Genomic DNA, 19,364 nt, shown 5'->3' with positions numbered 1-19,364 from the left:
GATCAATTATGAAAATCATTTATTTCAGTTTATTTTTTTGTTTACATTTTATAGTTCCTGTTATTGCACAGGTTAGCCCGGTGGCTGTTATTAATAATAAACGGCCTCTCTTGAATTTTAAAGGCGAAAACTTAAATAGCCACCTTTTTTTTCGATACTCCTCAATTTCAGGATATAGAGATGGTGTCCGACAATATTTAAAAGGTATTCCAGACAGCATTTCCAAAACACACCGTTTTCTTATGATTAATTTCTCTAAAGTAGACTTTCTTTTAGGGCTTTATGGTCATTTAGGGAATTTTAATGCTTATAGTCCAAACCATATCAAACTAAAGGTAAAAGACCCTGCTATTTATAGATGGTCACCTGTTTATGGAAATAAAGAAGATTGGGAACGTAAAAACTTGATTAGTTATGAAGCATTGCTGCCCATTGAATGGAAAATGATATGGCCAGCTAAAAGTAAATCCGGTTTAATTATAGACGTATGCAGGCTTGATGTTGCGAACCAGCTTAAATTGAAATTTGGGCCGATTACCAGTAAAGAGAAGTGTCTGGTACTCTACCGTACTTCCTCAATTGATAAATTGAAGCCTAAGGGAGCTGGTCTTGCAATTGACAAAACAGAAAATATCAAACAATTTAGAAATGCACACTTTAAAGACCTAACGAAACTACTCAATTCTTTTGTGGAGAATTTACCTGTGGTAGATGAAACGGGTTATAAGGGAATTATTGATTTGGATTTAGTGATCAGTTCCTGGACAGATATAAATTCCATAAAAAAGGCTTTACAGGCTTATGATTTGGATCTGAAAGAAGAAGAAAGGGAAATTAAAATGTTCCTTATTGAAGAGCGGAATTTTGTCAAGTAGAAAATTGAATCATCCAATTAAAATTTATGAAACTAAATAATAACATTCTGGCTTTAAGTATTTTTGTCTTTTCTTGTTTTAGTCTAAAGAATACCGCCTTTGCACAAGAGAAAATGATGAATGTTGGGGATCTCGTCCCCAATACTTTTATTCCTAAAATTATTAATTCATCCAGAAAGAATGCCAATTTATCTGATTACAAAGACAAACTGTTAATTATTGATTTTTGGGCGACAAATTGTAGTGGATGTGTAGCTGCCTTACCCAAAATGGATTCATTGCAAAAGGTTTTTGGTGCTAAATTGGAGATCATGCCTGTAACCTATGAAAAGGAGCAATTAGTTGCTGAATTCTGGAAGAAAAATAAGCATACTAAAGGGCTAAATTTACCCACAGTAATAGAAGATAAGGCGCTTTCAAATTTATTTAAACACCGCAGTATTCCTCATGAAATCTGGATTAATAAAGGGAAAGTTGTGGCCATCACAAATTCTGAATATGTGAATGATAAAAATATTTCTGCCATACTTAATGGGAAGAAAATCAGTTGGCCGGTTAAAAACGATATGTTTGTTTTTGACATCAAGCAACCCTTATTTCAAGTTGATCAACAGCAATATTCTGATCCTAAAGGGTTATTAACTTATACTGCAATAGGGAATTATTTTGAAGGATTAAAGACTAAGATCGGTTCTGTTGATGATCCTGTTACAGGAAGTCGAAGAAATTATCTGATTAATTATCCCATATTAAATGCCTATTATATTTTATGGAATGAGCTGATTCCAAAAGACTCTCTAATTGCTCCTTTTTCCTTGAAATTTAATCTGAATCAGGTTTTATTGGAAGTAAAGGATCCTTCCAGATATATTTTTGATTCAAAACAAGGGTATCGGGAAGAGTGGATTCGTAAAAATGGAATCTGTTATGAAAGGGTTTTTAAAAATCATGGACAAAGTAAAAAGGCTGAGTATAGTGATATGATCGCGGATTTGGATTGCTTATTAAACTTACATTGCAGATGGGAAAAGCGCAGTAGAAAATGCTTAATCCTGGTTAGAACGGATGCTATAGATAGAATAAAATCAAAAGGAGGAACAGCTCGTTTCGAGGTTGACAAACCATTAAAAGTCTTGCGTAATACACCGATCTCAAGTGTAATAGATTGGCTAAACCAATATCAGGATAATCCTTATGTTTTTGACGAAACAGGGTATAAAAATCCGGTAGATTTGGATTTGACTATCCGTTCATGGACAGATGTTTTATCCATTAGGAAAGCATTGAAAGCTTATGGATTGGATTTAAAAGAAGAAATGAAAGTTGTGGATATACTTATTTTAACCGAGGGAGATGCTTATGAGCGCTGAGAAGCAGGACAAGTGGTTTCAAAAATAGCTATAAAGAAATAAACCCGGGGAGATTACCCCCGGGAGTTCATGAAATAAAACTAAATTAAGCCTACTCTTGCGTTTTCATTTTTACTCCACGACGCGGAGGATCCTCTTGAGGAAACTGTTCTGCATCGTTCGCAAATGCTGCAATAATTGAATCCTGTAAACCTTCAGTGTCTAAGTCTGGTAAATCAGTGCCTTCCAGGGACTCAGCTTCAATTGCACATAAATCAGGACCATTTGAGCAATTAGGTGGCAGTTGCGGCATTCCAGGTACTTTAGTGTAGCTAGATGGACTGCTAATGCTTAAGGGCGAGTTATAAAGAAACCATGCCATAATGTTTGTGCTTTTATAATTTAAAAAGCTAAACTCTAATTGTTGCATACTATTTAGGGTTTCTGCATTCCCTGTGCCTAAAGATTATAACAAGGATATTAGGCGCTCCTTTTTAGGAACCAATATTTAAATAAATAGAGAGTACCATGGCAACTGCTGTTTTTTCTCGCAAAATTTGGAATCAGGTATTTTGTAAGTATCATGGTAAACTCAAATAATTATGATGTACTAATTTACTGATACTTTGGTTGCTTAATGGGCTTAAAGTAAGGTTGTTGTGGAGTTGTTCAGTTGAACAGATCTGGAACATAAGCTAATTGCCCTCACAACGTTTAAGTCTGGAATAGGCAATTGATAACTGTAAAGATGTCGTTCAGTTGTAACGCAATTATCAGGAAAATGAATATGAATATCTGGCGTCTTCTGGTGGATAAGAAGAAATTTCTATCAGGAAGGGTAGGAGGTAGTCCTGGCATTTAGCCATAGGCATAGCCTGACCTTCGCTTCATTTTGCTGGCGATTTTTGAGAATCGATGTTTCAGATTCGTCTAATTGTGATAGGAGATTAACCTGAAAAACAGATAAAACAAGAAAATAGGAGGAGCAGATTAGCCCGGTTTTCCGGGTAGGTGTTCCAGTTGATTTTTGAGTGCCTGATATTCTTTTTCCAGGTATTTAAATACCTTGGTTTTGGGTCTTTCGCCGTAATTGGCTATCATTTGCGCGGAATAACTACCTTCCACCTGATCAAACCTTGTTTTTACCTGCTGGTATTTCTCCTGCTGTTGTTTTTCTGCTGCATTTTGACCTTCACCATTCAGATTACCCAGATAAACACTGTCCGACACCCTTTCGCCATCAGCAGAAATAAAGGAAATATAGGGTTCTATCTGTTGATTCAATAGGTTCTCATACATCGGAATAAAGCATTTTCCCTCAGATCTTCTCGCCACATTCAGGTATTCCTGGTCTTTTCCGGTTTCCGGGCAACAAATCATGACCATCACGCTGTCGTTGTCCTGTAAGCCTGCGTAATCTTTTGGATCCCAGGTGATTTCCAATCCGCCGGCTAACTTTTTTATGTTTAAATCAGCGGTTTCCGGCATGACGCCCTGACTTAACTTCACCTTGCTGTAATCGATGCTGATATTGGGGTATTCACCTTTTAAAGCCTGTTTTTTATGGTAGGAAGTGGCTAAGTTATGTGCGTTATGCACGGTCCCTCTGGCCTGTAAGCCGTAACCTAGTTTAATAAACCCAGCCATTCTTTTAAGCAGTTTGGTGGTGACGGCCATTTCCTGATAATTGGCCAGTTGAAGCGTACTTGGTTTCCCTTTTCTGCCGATTAAGCGTACTACAGGCTGACCGTTGAGCATATAAAAAACAAGATTGCCTACTTTTCCGTTGAGGTGGCCTTGTGGACCGTTTGAAGCTATTGCCATGTTAGAGAGGTTAATGGTTTGAGGTTGAGTGTAGTACTGTTCGGTTTGATGAGCATGAAGATAGTTATAATGTTCGGGTTATCCGGCTAATGACCTTATAATTATTAAGGTGCTAAAGGAAAGTTATAGGCTGTTCTTCAAGGCTTTGATAGGGCTATAGGCCCAACTTGGCCCTATCAACCTCCAGTCAAAGCAGGAAAGAAACCCATGTAACTATAATCTCATGTCGAAGGTATAGTAGCGTTTAATAGGAAGCAGTCTTAACTTGCTTAGGTTTCTTGTTTGAGGAACCACATTTCGTAGGTATCCATCATCCTGGCTAGCTAAACTATTGGCCTGTTTTTATTGTTTAATTGAATAGCGAACAAAATTACCTGAATCCTAAATCAGTATACAATGGCATGGAATCCAGATCTATATAATAAATTCAAAGAAGAGCGTTACGCGCCATTTTATGACTTGCTGGCAATGCTGAATAAAAGGGAAAATCTGAAAGTGATAGATCTTGGCTGTGGAACCGGAGAGCTGAGCCATAAAATTCAGCTGGAATTACCGGGCTCGAAGGTATTGGGAATAGATGCGGCTATGGAAATGTTAAGGGATGCTGCGGTTTTTGAAAATGAAAACCTCCATTTTGAACACTTAGACATTAATGAGAAAATTCAATCCGGAGAAAAATATGACCTGATCTTTTCTAATGCGGCTTTGCAATGGCTGGATCACCATGAACAGCTCTGGCCGGAAATCATTGCCTTACTTTATTCCGGCGGACAATTACTAATTCAAATGCCCTCAAATCATGATCATTTTGCACATCAGACACTCAGAGAAATCGCGAAAGAAAGTCCTTTTAAAGAAGCATTAAATGGTTGGGAGAGAATTGCGTCCGTTCTCGATATCGCAATCTACGCCCGGATTTTATTTGAACAAGGTTGTAAAGAAATGACTGTTTATGAGAAAATCTACCCACATGTTTTAACAGATGCAAATGCCATATTTGAATGGACTTCGGGAACCACAATGATCCCGTATTTAGAACGTCTTCCAGACGACCTGAAGACTCGTTTTGCAAATGAATATAAAAACAGGCTTCAGACACATTATCCTGAAAAACCTGTTTTCTATCCTTTTAAAAGAACCCTGATGTCAGGGATGTTTTAAAAATTAAGCCACCTTTTCTATTTTATGAATTGCCGCCGTACCGTCCATGATGCTTGCAGAATCTGCAATAAAACGAGCAATATGAGGTTGCGAATTGTGCAGGTCTAATCCTTCCTGACTTTCCCAGATCTCATGGAATATAAATACATTTTTATTTTCCTGATCCTGGTGAAGGTCATATTGAATACAAGCATTCTCTTTTCTCGACTCAGCAAGTAGTGCTAACAACAGGGCTTTCATCGCCTCCGCATTTCCTTCGGTACTTTTGATAATGGCAGTTAAGTTAATGTTCATCTTTTTCCGGGTTTTGTAAAGCACAAAAGTAATCAGCTTTCCCGTATTATGAAAATAACATAAATCATACTGAACTATTATAATTATGAGGGTTTATCTCATTTTTTAAAAACACGAAGTTTATTAACTTAAGGATTTCGTTATAATGTTCAGCGATATTGGCAAAGCATGGGTTTTTCGGCTAAATCTGAGTAGGTTAGTTAACTAGCTCTTCTATAGGTGGCTGAGCGACTGAAATTTTCACACACATGAAAACCTGTTTTTCTTTTCTCTTTTTTTTGTTCGCTACAATTACCTTGTCTGCACAGGTGAAATCCGATGGAATCAATTGGGCGGCATTCATGAAACGGCAAACCCTGCACTGGGATACAATTGGAACCAGCTATTATAGCGGTATCATTCTGGGAAATGGCTTGATGGGCACTAATATTTATAAGAAAGATGAACAGACGATCCGGTTTGACATTGGCCGGACAGACGTTACCGATCAGCGTGAACACCAGGGAGCCGGACTCTCAGAACCCTTAATTTCCAGACCTAGATTACCCATAGGACGGATGACGATCAAGACAGCCGGAAAAATTACCGGTGCTAAAATGAGCCTCGATATTTACAATGCAACCGCCGAAGGGACGATTTATACGACTAAAGGAGTGCTGAAATTCAGCTCTTTTGTGCCCTCTAATACCAATGTAATTTATATTTCGGCCAAAGGAACTCAATCAGAAAAGGATGTTAATTGGGAATTTGTTGCTGAAAAAAGCAAAAGTCCGAGGATGAATGGGCAGAATGCCGGTAACCCTGCGGTATATCCTGAAAATCCGGCTTATCAACTTTCAAAAACCGGAGCTTTTGAGATTTGCAGACAACCTCTGCTAAACAATGGTGGGTATGCTACCGTATGGACCAAAAAGAAAACGGAAACTGAGCGTACCATGATCATTTCCGTAGGATATGATGCGTCCGGAAAATCCGATGAGGTAAAGGAGGCTACGCAAGCTATCCAGACCTTTACGAAAGCAACATACCCGGTAGTTTTAGCAGCACATCAAAAATGGTGGCACCAGTTTTATCAACAGAGTTTTATTTCTATTCCAGATCAGCGGATGGAAAGTTTTTATTGGATCCAACTCTATAAACTGGCTTCTGCTACCAGAGAAAACCTGCCGATGATAGACCTGATGGGCCCCTGGTTTAATGGAAAAACGCCATGGCCGGGAGTATGGTGGAACCTCAACACCCAGCTTACCTATTCGCCAATATTTACGGCCAACCATCTTGAACTTGGAAAATCCTTGTTTAATACCCTAAACCGCAACCTTCAAAATCTGATTAATAATGTGCCGGAGCCATGGAGGAAAGATGCCGCGGCAATCGGCAGGATTTCCGGCTATGATTTAGTAGCGCCACTAGCTGAAGCCAATAAAGAAAACGGACAGTTTGAATTGGGGAATCTGACCTGGACTATGTTCTATTATTACCAGTATTATGCCTATTCAAAGGATCAGGAAGAACTAAAAACACACATATATCCGTTATTGAGAAGATCTGTGAATCATCTTTTATATCATTTGAAAAAGGATGACCAGGATGTATTGCATTTACCTTCTTCTTTTTCGCCAGAATACAAATATGCGGAAGATGTAAATTACGCCCTTTCCAGCCTGCGCTGGGGTTTAAAAACGTTAATCAATTTAAATGAAAAAGAAGGGTTTCAGGACGCTGATCTTGATAAATGGAAGAACATATCGGAGAATCTGGCGGCTTACCCGGTAAATGAGACCGGATTGATGATAGGGAAGGATGTTAGTTTAACGAGCTCTCACCGACATTATTCTCATTTGATGATGATTTACCCTTATCATTTGATGACACCTTTAAATGTTGCTGATAAAGCTTTAATTGAACAGTCGCTGAACCATTGGCTCTCTCTGAAAGGTGCTTTGCAAGGTTATACTTTTACAGGTGCTGCCTCTATCAATGCGATGATGGGCAAAGGGGATCAGGCCTACGACTTGCTAAACCAGCTTTTTGATCAATATATTCAGCCAAATACGCTGTATCAGGAATCGGGACCGGTAATCGAAACACCACTATCTGCCGCAACTTCCATCCAGGAATTACTCATTCAGAGCTGGGGAAATAAAATAAGGATCTTTCCTGCAGTACCTGAGGCATGGCAAAATGTTTCGTTTGACAAACTTCGTACAGAAGGTGGTTTTCTGGTTTCTGCCGGCAGAACAAATGGAAAGACGAACTTTATTAAAGTATACAGCAGCAAAGGGGATACCTGCCGGTTGCAAACAGATTTGAATGTAAGCCTCTTAAGTTCTGATAAAAGAAAAGGACTGACTTTCTCCGTTTTCCAAAATGAGGGAAAAGTGAACCTTAGCTTTTCAACGATACCAGGGGAAACGATATATCTCTCTGAAAGAAACGAGAAGGAGCATAAGTTTAAAGCAGCTGCTGTAACACCAACAATTAGAACAAACTGGAGCTGGGGCCTAAAAAATAAACCTTAGTTTTTTGCAAGCCGAATATGGCAATCTCCTTCTGCTATAAGGTTGTATATTTGAATGGAGTTAAAATCAGTTAGCGCGGGCATGGATACGCTTAACACAAATAAAAATATATAGGGCTGATTCACAATAATGTTTGCGTACTGATTTCTTTAGAATCTCAGGAGCTGTTATTTCGAATTGGCCAGTACCAAATAAAGTTAGCATGGACAGGAAGAAAAAGAAGCAGGCGGCAATTAAGTCTGCTGCTAATATTGAGCAGCAGCGCAAGGCTTTGAAAGAAAGGTTTTTGGATCGAACCAGGAAAATAATCGTGCTGATCGGAGGTGATATACTCCTGCAAAAACTCCCTGATGTTTTTCTGGGAAAACTTTATGAATGTCGGTACCCGGTGCTAAAAGCAAAAGCTGCGCCAGGCTCAGGGATCGACAAGATCAAGGTCATTCAGTTTAATAAACTATTGCTTCAATTTATTGATGGTGTAGAACTTACGCTTCCTAACGGTAATAAAGTCCTGCTTTCCTGGTATCTCTCAGAAGGGATCACCTTAACCGATAGCATTGGTGATATGGAAACATATGGTGATCCTGAAATGGAAGAAATTAAAAGACATTTTTTGTTCGGTTCACACGATAGTCCCTTTCATCATGATTTGCAAGAAATGCTAATAGATATGGTTACCGATATCTGTACATTATTGAGTGATTTCAATGACCATATTTATAGGACTGATCTTGGGCTGACTCCCTATTTTGCGAAATTTAATCCGGATAATGATATCCTGATTCACACCTTTAAACCAAAGAAAGAAAAGGTAGAAACAACGAAAGGTATGCGAAATGCTATACGCCTGGGTTGGCCATCACCTGAATTCAACTGGGAGCATTTTAATGTCAAGGCTTCTCTACTTGGGTTCAAGACTACAGGTCTCGATATTCCGCTGGAAATATACATCAGTACTCATGCACTCGACAGGCTACAGGAAAGAATCAATATCACTCCAGGAATCATGCATCAAATATTGTTGCTCACCTTTTTACAACCAGAAATCTCTCATCGATGGAGGGGAGACGTAAGTCATGTTGATTTCCTTGTCGCTGGTCTGAAAGTCGGGTATCTTGTCGTGAAATTGCATGGCAGCAAACTGATGATCCATACTTTCTTGTTTTTAACCAACAACGATACGTTTGAAGGTGAAAAACTTGGACGTCTTTTAAGTATCGTTAAAGAGGATAAAAAGTATCTGGAAATCGATAGCCTTCCCGCTTTCAACTCTTATCATATTGACCAAAATGAAAAACTAAGCAAGTTATTTAAAGATGCTGGCTGCGGATCTCTGTTGAAATTAGGACATCTTAAAGAATTTACCATCAACCAGGTTGTAGATAAAGATGCTGAGTCTATTTTACAGTACCTGGCAGATGCCCCATATTTCAGCAAACAGGTGTCTCAATCTGATTAAATCCCATCATTTATCACTACAAATAAAAGTCGCTTTTCGTAAAGAAGAACGGCTTTTATTTGAAGGTAGGATTAGTCTTTTGGATTTTTTTTATACAAAATTACAGTTTTTCAATTTCTGAAACCGGAAGCTCAGTTATTGCAAAAATTTGATCTGTGAGGAATCCCATGTGCTTCAGGTTTTTCGCAATATGTATCATGTTTTCCATTTTCCCTTCTACTCTGGCAAAATCTATAGTATTTACATAATCCGAGTAGGTTTTCCAATTAGATACGTAGATCTCCCGATCTGCTTTTGACAGGTTATTAAATTCTGCCAGTTTAAAAAACTTAAAGAAAACTCCCTCCTGGAAGCTTACAGGTATTTGTGTTAGTGTGCTCATATTTTTAGGGTGTATAACCATTTATCTAAATCTGTCTCTAATTCTTCTTCTTTCTTATTAAAGCCTGGTAATTCAAGGAATTTAAAGCCAAGCCTTGGGTAGAATAGCTTTCCGCTAACTTTATTGATTAATGCGATGTCCTGGAGGTAGGTCTCAGGTTCGCTATCGGTAATTTTAAAATCCAGCACAGCAACGAGGTAAGCTTCCTTAAGCGGTTCCTGCCAGGTGTTTAAAACTGAAATCTGTTCGTTGATCAATCTCGACAAGTAGAAAATACACCGCTCTCTGAAAAGCGCTTGTTTTTTCTGCTGCATTATCAATGATAAACTGCTCCCCATCAGCCGCGGTACAGGTCACATCAAAAAACACCTTTTTTAATATTTTTAGGTTTCCCGCATATTCTGTAGTACTATACTGAATGTCTATAATTGTCTTTTCACCTTTAAAAATAGCATTAAGAAAGGAAATCAACAGGTCCTTATTTGTTTCTGCACCAAATAGATGTTTAAAACCAAAATCGGTCAGTGGATTTAAGAAGATGGGCAATGTAGCAGGATCAGTCATATACCATTGGGCTCTGGTCTAACTACTACATTTAAAATTTAAACAACAACTTTTACGGTAATTATTTTTTATTAAATTAATCTGAGTATTGCTTTTTCGTATTTAAATGAAATTTATGGAATATTCAGGCCGGTTAAAGCCATGCTGATGAATTGAACTGGTTGCCAAAATACCTTAATAATTAGACAGAAAAACTCAGTTTATTTTCGGTAAATGTGACGTTCTTTGGGTAACACACCTGAAACCAATAAACAAAATGAAGCTTTACCGGAATATTTTCTTCGTTGCTCTGGGCAACACCTTTCTTCTTGCGCTCAGCACAGGGGCTTTCGCACAATCTTCTGACGTCACTATTTACTTCAAGAAACCAGCAGCTACCTTCCAGGAGGCCCTGCCATTAGGGAATGGACGTATCGGTGCATTGATTGGCGGAAACCCGAATAAAGATAAAATTACCCTGAATGAGATCACATTATGGTCGGGTGGGGTACAGGATGCTGATAGGGAAAATGCCCATCAATACCTGAAACCTATTCAGGACTATCTGTTGAAAGGTCAGAATAAAGAAGCGCAGGAGCTGTTACAAAAGCAGTTTGTGTCAAAAGGAGCAGGTTCCGCGAATGGGGCCGGGAAAGATGCCCCTTATGGCGCCTACCAGACCATGGGAGACCTGTTGATCAACTGGAAAGATACTACTGCTGCCTATACCGGCTACAGTCGGATATTGAATCTGGAAAAGGCGATTGCTACTACAAAATGGAAACGTAACGGCGTAAGTTATACTCAGGAAGCCCTGGTTAGTATTCCCGGGAATGTGATGATGATTAAAATCAGCGCTTCGGAAAAGGGAAAGATTAGTTTCAGCACTACTATCAATAGAAAAGAAAATGCTACGGTGAAAGCGGAAGGGCAGATGTTGATGATGAACGGGCAGCTGCCAAACGGCAAAGAAGCCGGACTTCGTTTCGCTGCGGGCTTGCAGGTTCAGGCTAAAGGCGGACAAAAGATTGTCAAAGGAAATGAAATAGAGGTGATCAATGCAGACGAGGTTATTTTACGCTGGACTGCCGCCACAGATTATAACGTAGCCGATTACAATAAGCGTGGAGCAGATCCCGTAGCTACGGTGAAAAACAACCTGATGAAAGCAGGTAATTTAAGTCCGCTACAAATTGAAAAAGCACACCTTGCTGCTTTCGGTAGCTTCTTCAACAGAAACAGGTTTTCACTAAAAGGAGCACCTTCGGAAGTTGCCGCTTTAAGTACTCCGGAACGTATGGAGCGTTATGCTAAACAGTTGCCGGACCCTCAGTTTCCGGTTTTGTATTATAATTTCGGTCGTTACCTGTTGATTTCTTCTTCTCAGCAAGGCAGTTTACCTGCAAATTTACAAGGACTCTGGGCGGAAGAATACCAAACACCATGGAACGGAGATTATCATTTGAACATTAACATTCAGATGAACTACTGGCTGGCAGAACCGACTGGTTTAGGTGATCTTGCAGCTCCTTTACACCAATTTATTGCAGGTCTGGTGAAACCAGGATCAAAAACTGCAAAAGCATATTACAATGCACCAGGTTGGGTAGCACACGTAATCGCGAACCCATGGGGATACACTTCTCCTGGAGAGGGTGCAGAATGGGGCTCTACTTTAACCGGTGGCGCCTGGTTATGCGAACACCTTTGGGAGCACTATAAATTCACTAACGATAAAGCATTCTTAGCAAAATATTATCCTGTATTTAAAGAAGCAGCCACTTTCCTTTCGGCAATTCTGATTGAAGAACCGAAACATAAATGGTTGGTTACAGCACCTTCAAATTCGCCGGAAAACACCTATATTATGCCAGATGGCTTTAAAGGACAATCGGCAATGGGACCAACAATGGACATGCAGATTTGCAGGGAGATTTTTGGTTATAGCATTGAAGCAGCAAAGATTTTAGGAAAAGACCAGGAATGGGCTAAAGAATTATCAGCGATCAGGAAACGCCTGGCACCCAATCAAATTGGGGCTGCTGGTGACATCAATGAATGGTTGGAGGACTGGAAAGATGCAGAACCAACACACCGCCATGTATCTCAACTTTATGGTTTACATCCTTATGAAGAAATTACCCCATGGGACAGTCCGGAGCTGGCTAAAGCAGCACGCGAAAGTCTGATTCAAAGAGGTGATGGTGGAACCGGATGGTCGAAAGCATGGAAAATTAACCATTGGGCGCGACTAGGAGATGGAGATCATGCCTTAAAACTGTTCAAACAGTTGGTGACCCTGGTAGATCCTTCAAGAAAATTAAACATGCACTCTGGTGGAACGTATCCGAACTTGTTCTGTGCACACCCGCCTTTCCAGATTGATGGAAACTTCGGTGGTACTTCCGGGATTGCAGAAATGCTGATGCAAAGTCATGGTAATGATAACGTGATCCGGTTGCTGCCTGCATTGCCTTCTGATAAAGACTGGAAAGACGGCTCTATCAAAGGAATGCGTGCAAGAAATGCTTTTGTAGTTGATTTCGACTGGGAAAACGGAGCCTTGAAAAAAGGAAATGTACTGGCATTAAATGGGGGCGATTGCAAGATTGATTTACCAGCAAATATGTTGATTAAAGACAAGCAAGGTAAAGTCATTGCCCGAACTACTGAAAAACAAGGAGTAGTTAGCTTTAAAGCGCTTAAAGGAGCGAATTATAGCTTCGAAAAAGCATAGTAAACAGTCGCCGGAAGAGCAACGGAATCAACGCGTCATCAGTTAATTAAAATAGCTGGTAAAGGTTCTTGAACACACATTGAAACAACAATAAAAAATCACTCCGGAATAACCATTCCGGAGTGATTTTTATTTACAATTTACTTTTACGCAAGCGTTTGCGCAAGATTAACAGCATCAAAAAATAAACACAATCATTATATTCGTTAAACAGGGTAGGAGGTTGTTTATAACCAATATCAACCCTGCATACAACCAATACAAAATACAACCAACATAAACCAACCACAAATGAAACCTAACCGTAGAAAGTTTTTACAACAACTAGCTATTGGCTCCAGCGCGGTAGCAATGGGCTTACCTGCATTTGCAAAATCACCTGCATCAGCTGAAATCCTATCCAATGAAACTCCTTCGCTTTACCCAATTACCAGTGGCGCAAGATTTAACATGTCAGGGTACGCTGCACCGAAAATCGATAAAGTAAAGATCGGTTTCATCGGATTGGGCATGCGTGGTCCTGGTGCAGTAGGAAGAATGTCTTTTATTGAAGGTGTAGAAATTAAAGCACTATGCGATAAACTTCCGGAAAGAGCTTCGGCAGCACAAAAAATACTGGAGAAAAAAGGCTTGCCAAAAGCAAAAGAATATTCAGGTGAAAACGGCTGGAAGGAAATGATTGAGAAAGAAGACCTTGATCTTGTTTATATCTGTACCCCATGGCATTTACATACCCCAATGGCAGTTTTTGCAATGGAACACGGCAAACATGCCGCAACAGAGGTAGCAGCAGCGCTAACCATTGACGAATGCTGGCAGTTGGTAGAAACTTCTGAGCGTACCCGTAAGCATTGTATGATGCTGGAAAACTGCTGTTATGATTTCTTCGAAATGTTAACCTTAAACATGGTTCGTCAGGGCATGTTCGGCGAATTGATTCATGCAGAAGGTGCTTATATCCACGACTTGTTAGATTTAAACTTCAGCAAGAAGGGTTATGAAGACATGTGGAGACTAAAAGAAAACATTGATTACAATGGAAACGTTTACCCGACACATGGTTTAGGGCCGATTGCACAGTGTATGAACATCAACAGAGGTGATAAAATGGACTATTTAGTGTCTATGTCTTCTAATGATTTCATGATGGGCGAAGAAGCAAAAAAGAGAGCTGAAAAAGACGCTTTCTACAATCAGTTTGTAGGGAAGAACTTCAGAGGTAACATGAATACCACGACCATCAGAACCAATAAAGGAAAAACGATGATGTTACAACATGATGTAACTTCTCCGCGTCCATATTCAAGAATTCACGTATTGAGTGGAACGAAAGCTTTCGCCAGTAAATACCCTGAACCAGAACGTATTGCTTTCGGACATGAATTTGTCAAAGATGCGGAACTGAAAAAATTATACGATACTTATACCCCGCCATTGATCAAACACGTTGGTGAAATCGCTAAGAAAGTAGGCGGACACGGCGGAATGGACTTCATGATGGACTGGAGATTAATCGATTGCCTGCGTAATGGTTTACCATTAGATCAGGACGTATACGATGCTGCAGCATGGAGTTGTATTGTTCCTTTGAGTAAGAAATCAGTATCGAAAAGATCAACCAGCATTGATATTCCTGATTTCACAAGAGGTAACTGGACGACTAACAAGCCGGTAAACCTTACTTTAGACGGTGGTGGTAACACTAAAGTCAGAGAAGCGAAGTAAAATTTATCGTCATTAACATATCATAATGATTACTCCGGATTAGCGCAAACGTTTGTGTTAATCCGGAATCATTTCTCTTTTCCTATCTTTGCAGCAATGAAGCTCGTGTTGCAAACTCCAAAATATCTGATAGTTATCGGTCTCGCAGTCTTTCTGTGTATCGCTGGCGTTACCTTTTTTACTGGTCGTTTTCTGGAGAAACGGATCAATACTATCGCTGATTTTGCAGGCACAAATGTGTACCGTCAAAAAGTACTGGTTTATCAGTATGAGTTCGGTAACATCCTAAAAGGCACGCAAGTGGCCGCCACACTTTTTCCTGAATTAAGAAAAGACATCAGCGAGGAGAGCTTAATGCAGACCCTGGGGACCGTATTATTGTCGGACGAAAAAGTGAAAAAAGCATGGTATGCCATCATCAAGGGAAAAGATACTTCTTTTGTATATCTCATTCGTAATTCTGCTTCTTTTCAGAAAGTACCAATGCCTCTTTATGTAAGAGCCTGGGCAAAGCAACAATTTCTGGCCAATGATACCAGTAATGTGAGAGGATCACAAACTCAGGTTTCTCCTGCTTTACATTTGTTAACCGCCAGCAATACGGTAGAATCGGATAGAGGCCGCCTGTTAACCGGTTTGGATGTTGACCTGCAGGAATTGCAGCGTGCTTTTGCTTCTGTGGATGTGAAAGGGCAGTCTTATGCCTTAATTGTCGATGAAAATGGCATTTGTATCACCAGTCCTAATGAAAAGCAAATCGGTCAGCAATTATTTCATCCTAAACAGGATACCCTCTTCAATCAGATCCATCCTTATGGAAAGACAAAGCATGAATTGGTGGAATCCGATTATTTAGGTATGCCCGTTACCAGATATTATATTCCCAATGTGATCAATGGCTTGAACTGGACCATTATCGTCGATGTTCCGGTTATTGTATTAGAGGAGGATTTCGAGGATATCAGAGCCTATTCTATTTATATGGGTCTGATATCTGTCACGATCATCTTAGGGCTGATCTGGATCTACCAGCGAAAATGGCAGAAAGAGTTTATGCTGCGCAGAGAAGTTGAGATCAACCGTCAGGAATTGTCCATGGAAAAACAGGAATTGAAACTTCTGGCAGAGACCCATGAAAAGGAGAATGCCATGCTGCAACTGAGTAAATTAAAAGAAAAGGTGAACCCTCATTTTCTTTTCAACTCCCTCAGCTCCCTTAACGCGCTGATTGCACAGGATACCGAGCTCGCTAAGGCATTTGTAGTCAAGCTTTCGAGAGTATACCGCTACGTGCTGGAATCTTACCCCAGCGGCCTTGCTCCGGTAGCCGACGAATTGCGCTTCATGAAGGAGTATTTCTTCCTGTTGAAGATCCGTTTCGGCGATGCCCTGGAGCCTTTAGATATCCAGATCGGGGAAAGACTGCTGGAAGGCGAAATTCCTTTCATGAGCTTACAAACCCTGATCGAAAATGCCGTTAAACACAACATACTTTCTAAAGAAAAACCACTGAAAATTACCATCAGAAGTCAGGGAAACACGATTGTCGTGAGCAATAACCTCCAATTGCGCACAGATGTCAAAGATTCCGGAAAACAGGGTCTGAATTACCTGAAAAGCACTTATTCCTATTTTGGAAATCAAGGCTTTACCTACGGAACTGAGGAGGAACACTTCAGTTGTTATTTGCCTGTTTTACATTTAACTGAATAGTAATCAGGACAAAATATCAAGTTAACATTAAATATTTCACTCCTTAAAACTGCGCTTTCACTAAGTATATTGTACGAGTTCACTCCTGAAAATTTCATAATGTGCCAATTATCCCCCACTTTGGAACATGATTTTGAATAAGACTTCATTTTTTTTGGCTGTTTTAGCAGGCTTGTTTACTACACAGGTAAACGCACAAACTCCTAAAAAATTTCCAACTAAAACAACTAAGAAAGTATTAGCGGATTCGCTAAAGAAGAAAAATGCTGCTGATACCACCAAAGGTAAGGAGCTGAAAAGTTATGCCGATTTGCTGAAGAAAGCAAAGACGGTAAATGGACTTTTTAAAGTCCACCAGGTAGAAACTGATTATTACTTTGAGATCCCCCTGAAGTTAATGGGTAAGGACTTTTTAGTAGTCAACAAAATATCATCCGTACCATTAGCACTTAATGAATCCGGATTAAACAAAGGGATGAACTTTGATAACAAAGTGATTCGCTTTTCACAAAATAAACTGGCGAAAACCATCTGGGTGAAAACAATCGTTCCTCAGGTACAGTCGCCGGAAGGGGATGCCATTACCCGTTCTGTAAAAGATAACTTCATCGGTTCCGTAATTGAATCTTTCAAAATTGAAGCCTATAGCCCGGATTCATCCGCAATAGTGATCAAAATGAACAGGGTTTTTGACGGTACTGATAAAAGCTTTAATGATGTTTTTACTGATATTGGTTTAGGTACTGCACCTAAAAGCGCATTATCGGCTATTGAGCAGATTAAAAGCTTCCCTCAAAATGTGGTGGTACGTTCTTTATTGAGTACCAGAGTAACGGAAGGTCAAAACAGTATTCCAATCAGTGTGGCAGTAACCACTAACGTATTGTTGTTACCGGAAACGCCAATGAAACCTCGTTATGCTGACGATAGGGTAGGATTTTTTACCACACCAAGATGGTACTTCTCCGATACACAGCATAAAATGGAGAAAAGGGAACTGTTAACCAGATGGAGAATGGAACCTAAAGCGGAAGACCGGGCCCGTTACCTTGCAGGTGAACTGGTAGAGCCGGAAAAACCGATCATCTTTTATATTGACCCATCTACGCCTCCTCAATGGAGACAGCAAATCATTGCTGGTGTGGTAGACTGGCAAAAAGCTTTTGAAGCCGCAGGTTTCAAAAACGCAATTCAGGCATTAGAAGTAAAAGACATCGCTGATTATGATGGTGATGATATCCGTTATTCGGAAATCACTTATGCAGCTTCGCCGAAATCTAATGCAATGGGCCCTGCAGTAATCGATCCGCGTTCCGGAGAAATCCTGGAATCAGATGTGATCTGGTGGCACAATGTAATGACCTCTTTGCAATCCTGGATGAGGGTTCAAACAGGTGTTATTGACGAAGGTGCAAGAGCTAATAAATTTACTGATGCACGTATGGCACATGCCATTCGCTTTGTATCTTCTCATGAAGTGGGTCATACTTTAGGTTTGAAACACAACATGGGCGCTTCTTACTCCTTCCCTGTAGATTCTCTGCGCTCGCCTTCATTTACGGAGCGCATGGGCGGAACAGCTTCTTCAATCATGGATTACGCACGTTTCAATTACGTAGCGCAACCAGAAGATAAAGTAACAAGCATTACGCCTAAAATCGGTCTGTATGATAAATATGCGATCGCCTGGGGATACCGTTGGTTAGACACGAAAGATCCACATGAGGAAATTCCGGTATTGGCGAAATGGATCAAAGACCATGAAAATGATCCTTTGTATTTCTATGGTGAGCAACAAGGTGCGGTAGTTGATCCAAGATCTCAATCAGAAGATTTAGGTGATGATGCGGTTAAAGCAAGTCGTTATGGTTTGTTAAACTTAAAGCGTCTGATCCCTCAGATTTCTACCTGGGCAGCAAATCCTGGTGAAGATTATTATCAGGCAGGAAAACTGTATATGGCGGCCATTTTCCAATGGTTGACTTACGCAGAGCATGTAACTGCAAATATCGGTGGTTATTACCTGGAGAAACCAGTAGCCGGAGACCATAAGAATGCGTATACACCAGTTCCAAAAGCCATGCAAATTAAATCCCTTGAATTTTTGAAACAAGAGGTGATGGAAGTTCCGGATTGGTTGTTCAGTAAGGATTTATTATTGAAAACTTTCCCAATCAAGGATTCTCCTGCAGGGCCATACGAATATGGACCATACAATGTAAGACGTGAATTTCAATATGGGATTCTTTATAGCCTGGTTAGCCAGGAGCGCTTATTGAGAATGATGGAAATGGAAGTAATGCTGGGTAAAGACAGCGTGTACACCGCTAATGAGCTATTAAAAGAAGTAAGAGAAACGGTTTTCGCGAAAACTCAACGTGGTAAAACGCTTTCGATTACCGACCGTATGTTACAACAAAACTACGTAGATGTACTATTGGTGAGCACCGACAAAATGTTGGAGAAAATCACTAAGACATCTTTACAAGATAATAAGTTAAAAATGCAAAATCAATTGCAAGTGTGTGATTTCAGTAATGATGGTAAATCAGTTGTAGGGGCTGAGGAAACGTCATTGAGAAATATTCAGGTGAGTTCTATGAGCAGAACCTCTGATGTAGCAGCTGCGAAACGCAGTGAGTTACTTCAGATTCTTACGACCCTGGAAAAAAACAAAGGCAGGGGAGATGATGCAACAAAAGGTCATTACTTAGACTTAATCCTCCGGATTCGTCAGAGTTTAAGAATGAACTAAAAACAACCAAACAACTATAATATTT

At 40.0% G+C, this 19,364-nt stretch carries 14 protein-coding genes; 9 read left to right on the top strand and 5 right to left on the bottom strand.

The window, feature by feature from the left end:
• Positions 1 to 8 precede the first annotated feature (8 nt).
• Entirely contained in the window at positions 9 to 875 is an 867-nt protein-coding gene (locus tag OQX61_RS03470) for a hypothetical protein (RefSeq protein WP_265840281.1), read from the top strand.
• Positions 876 to 901: 26 nt separating this feature from the next.
• Entirely contained in the window at positions 902 to 2,245 is a 1,344-nt protein-coding gene (locus OQX61_RS03465) for a TlpA disulfide reductase family protein (RefSeq protein WP_265840280.1), read from the top strand.
• A 91-nt stretch (positions 2,246 to 2,336) separates the two neighbouring features.
• Here the strand turns inward: OQX61_RS03465 and OQX61_RS03460 are convergent, their stop codons facing one another.
• Both OQX61_RS03460 and OQX61_RS03455 read right to left on the bottom strand, forming a co-directional pair.
• On the bottom strand, positions 2,337 to 2,654 hold the full coding sequence (locus tag OQX61_RS03460) for a hypothetical protein (RefSeq protein ID WP_265840279.1): 318 nt from the start codon (positions 2,652 to 2,654) through the stop codon (positions 2,337 to 2,339).
• A gap of 560 nt (positions 2,655 to 3,214) precedes the next feature.
• Complete coding sequence (locus tag OQX61_RS03455) at positions 3,215 to 4,048, bottom strand: DUF6266 family protein (RefSeq protein ID WP_265840278.1); 834 nt, start codon at positions 4,046 to 4,048, stop codon at positions 3,215 to 3,217.
• 396 nt (positions 4,049 to 4,444) lie between these two features.
• On the opposite strand from OQX61_RS03455, the gene OQX61_RS03450 reads away from it, so the two are divergent.
• Entirely contained in the window at positions 4,445 to 5,209 is a 765-nt protein-coding gene (locus OQX61_RS03450) for a methyltransferase domain-containing protein (protein WP_265840277.1), read from the top strand.
• A 3-nt stretch (positions 5,210 to 5,212) separates the two neighbouring features.
• Here OQX61_RS03450 and OQX61_RS03445 read toward each other — a convergent pair whose 3' ends face one another.
• Positions 5,213 to 5,503, bottom strand: coding sequence for a putative quinol monooxygenase (locus tag OQX61_RS03445; RefSeq protein WP_265840276.1), 291 nt, complete (start codon positions 5,501 to 5,503; stop codon positions 5,213 to 5,215).
• Positions 5,504 to 5,751: 248 nt separating this feature from the next.
• Between OQX61_RS03445 and OQX61_RS03440 the strand changes: the two genes are divergently transcribed.
• Together OQX61_RS03440 and OQX61_RS03435 are read left to right on the top strand one after the other, a co-directional pair.
• Complete coding sequence (locus tag OQX61_RS03440; RefSeq protein ID WP_265840275.1) at positions 5,752 to 8,025, top strand: glycoside hydrolase family 95-like protein; 2,274 nt, start codon at positions 5,752 to 5,754, stop codon at positions 8,023 to 8,025.
• Positions 8,026 to 8,227: 202 nt separating this feature from the next.
• On the top strand, positions 8,228 to 9,484 hold the full coding sequence (locus OQX61_RS03435) for a hypothetical protein (protein WP_265840274.1): 1,257 nt from the start codon (positions 8,228 to 8,230) through the stop codon (positions 9,482 to 9,484).
• A 100-nt stretch (positions 9,485 to 9,584) separates the two neighbouring features.
• Here the strand turns inward: OQX61_RS03435 and OQX61_RS03430 are convergent, their stop codons facing one another.
• Positions 9,585 to 9,866 (bottom strand): hypothetical protein, encoded by a 282-nt coding sequence (locus tag OQX61_RS03430; protein WP_265840273.1) that lies wholly within the window; start codon positions 9,864 to 9,866, stop codon positions 9,585 to 9,587.
• Entirely contained in the window at positions 9,863 to 10,180 is a 318-nt protein-coding gene (locus OQX61_RS03425; protein WP_265840272.1) for a PD-(D/E)XK nuclease family transposase, read from the bottom strand. The genes OQX61_RS03430 and OQX61_RS03425 overlap by 4 nt, the downstream gene beginning before the upstream one ends.
• 506 nt (positions 10,181 to 10,686) lie before the next feature.
• Here OQX61_RS03425 and OQX61_RS03420 point away from each other — a divergent pair.
• From OQX61_RS03420 to OQX61_RS03405, 4 genes are all read left to right on the top strand, one after another.
• Positions 10,687 to 13,146 (top strand): glycoside hydrolase N-terminal domain-containing protein, encoded by a 2,460-nt coding sequence (locus tag OQX61_RS03420; protein WP_265840271.1) that lies wholly within the window; start codon positions 10,687 to 10,689, stop codon positions 13,144 to 13,146.
• 291 nt (positions 13,147 to 13,437) lie between these two features.
• Positions 13,438 to 14,871: a Gfo/Idh/MocA family oxidoreductase gene (locus OQX61_RS03415; protein WP_265840270.1), complete on the top strand. Its 1,434-nt coding sequence runs from the start codon at positions 13,438 to 13,440 to the stop codon at positions 14,869 to 14,871.
• A gap of 96 nt (positions 14,872 to 14,967) precedes the next feature.
• Positions 14,968 to 16,584, top strand: coding sequence for a histidine kinase (locus OQX61_RS03410; RefSeq protein WP_265840269.1), 1,617 nt, complete (start codon positions 14,968 to 14,970; stop codon positions 16,582 to 16,584).
• Positions 16,585 to 16,738: 154 nt separating this feature from the next.
• Positions 16,739 to 19,339 carry a zinc-dependent metalloprotease gene (locus OQX61_RS03405; RefSeq protein ID WP_265840268.1) on the top strand — a complete coding sequence of 867 codons (2,601 nt, stop codon included), beginning with the start codon at positions 16,739 to 16,741 and terminating at the stop codon, positions 19,337 to 19,339.
• The last annotated feature ends 25 nt before the right edge of the window (positions 19,340 to 19,364 follow it).

The sequence above is a fragment of the Pedobacter sp. PLR genome (genome assembly GCF_026239675.1).
Taxonomy (GTDB): domain Bacteria; phylum Bacteroidota; class Bacteroidia; order Sphingobacteriales; family Sphingobacteriaceae; genus Pedobacter.
This window is presented reverse-complemented; position numbering and strand designations above follow the sequence as displayed.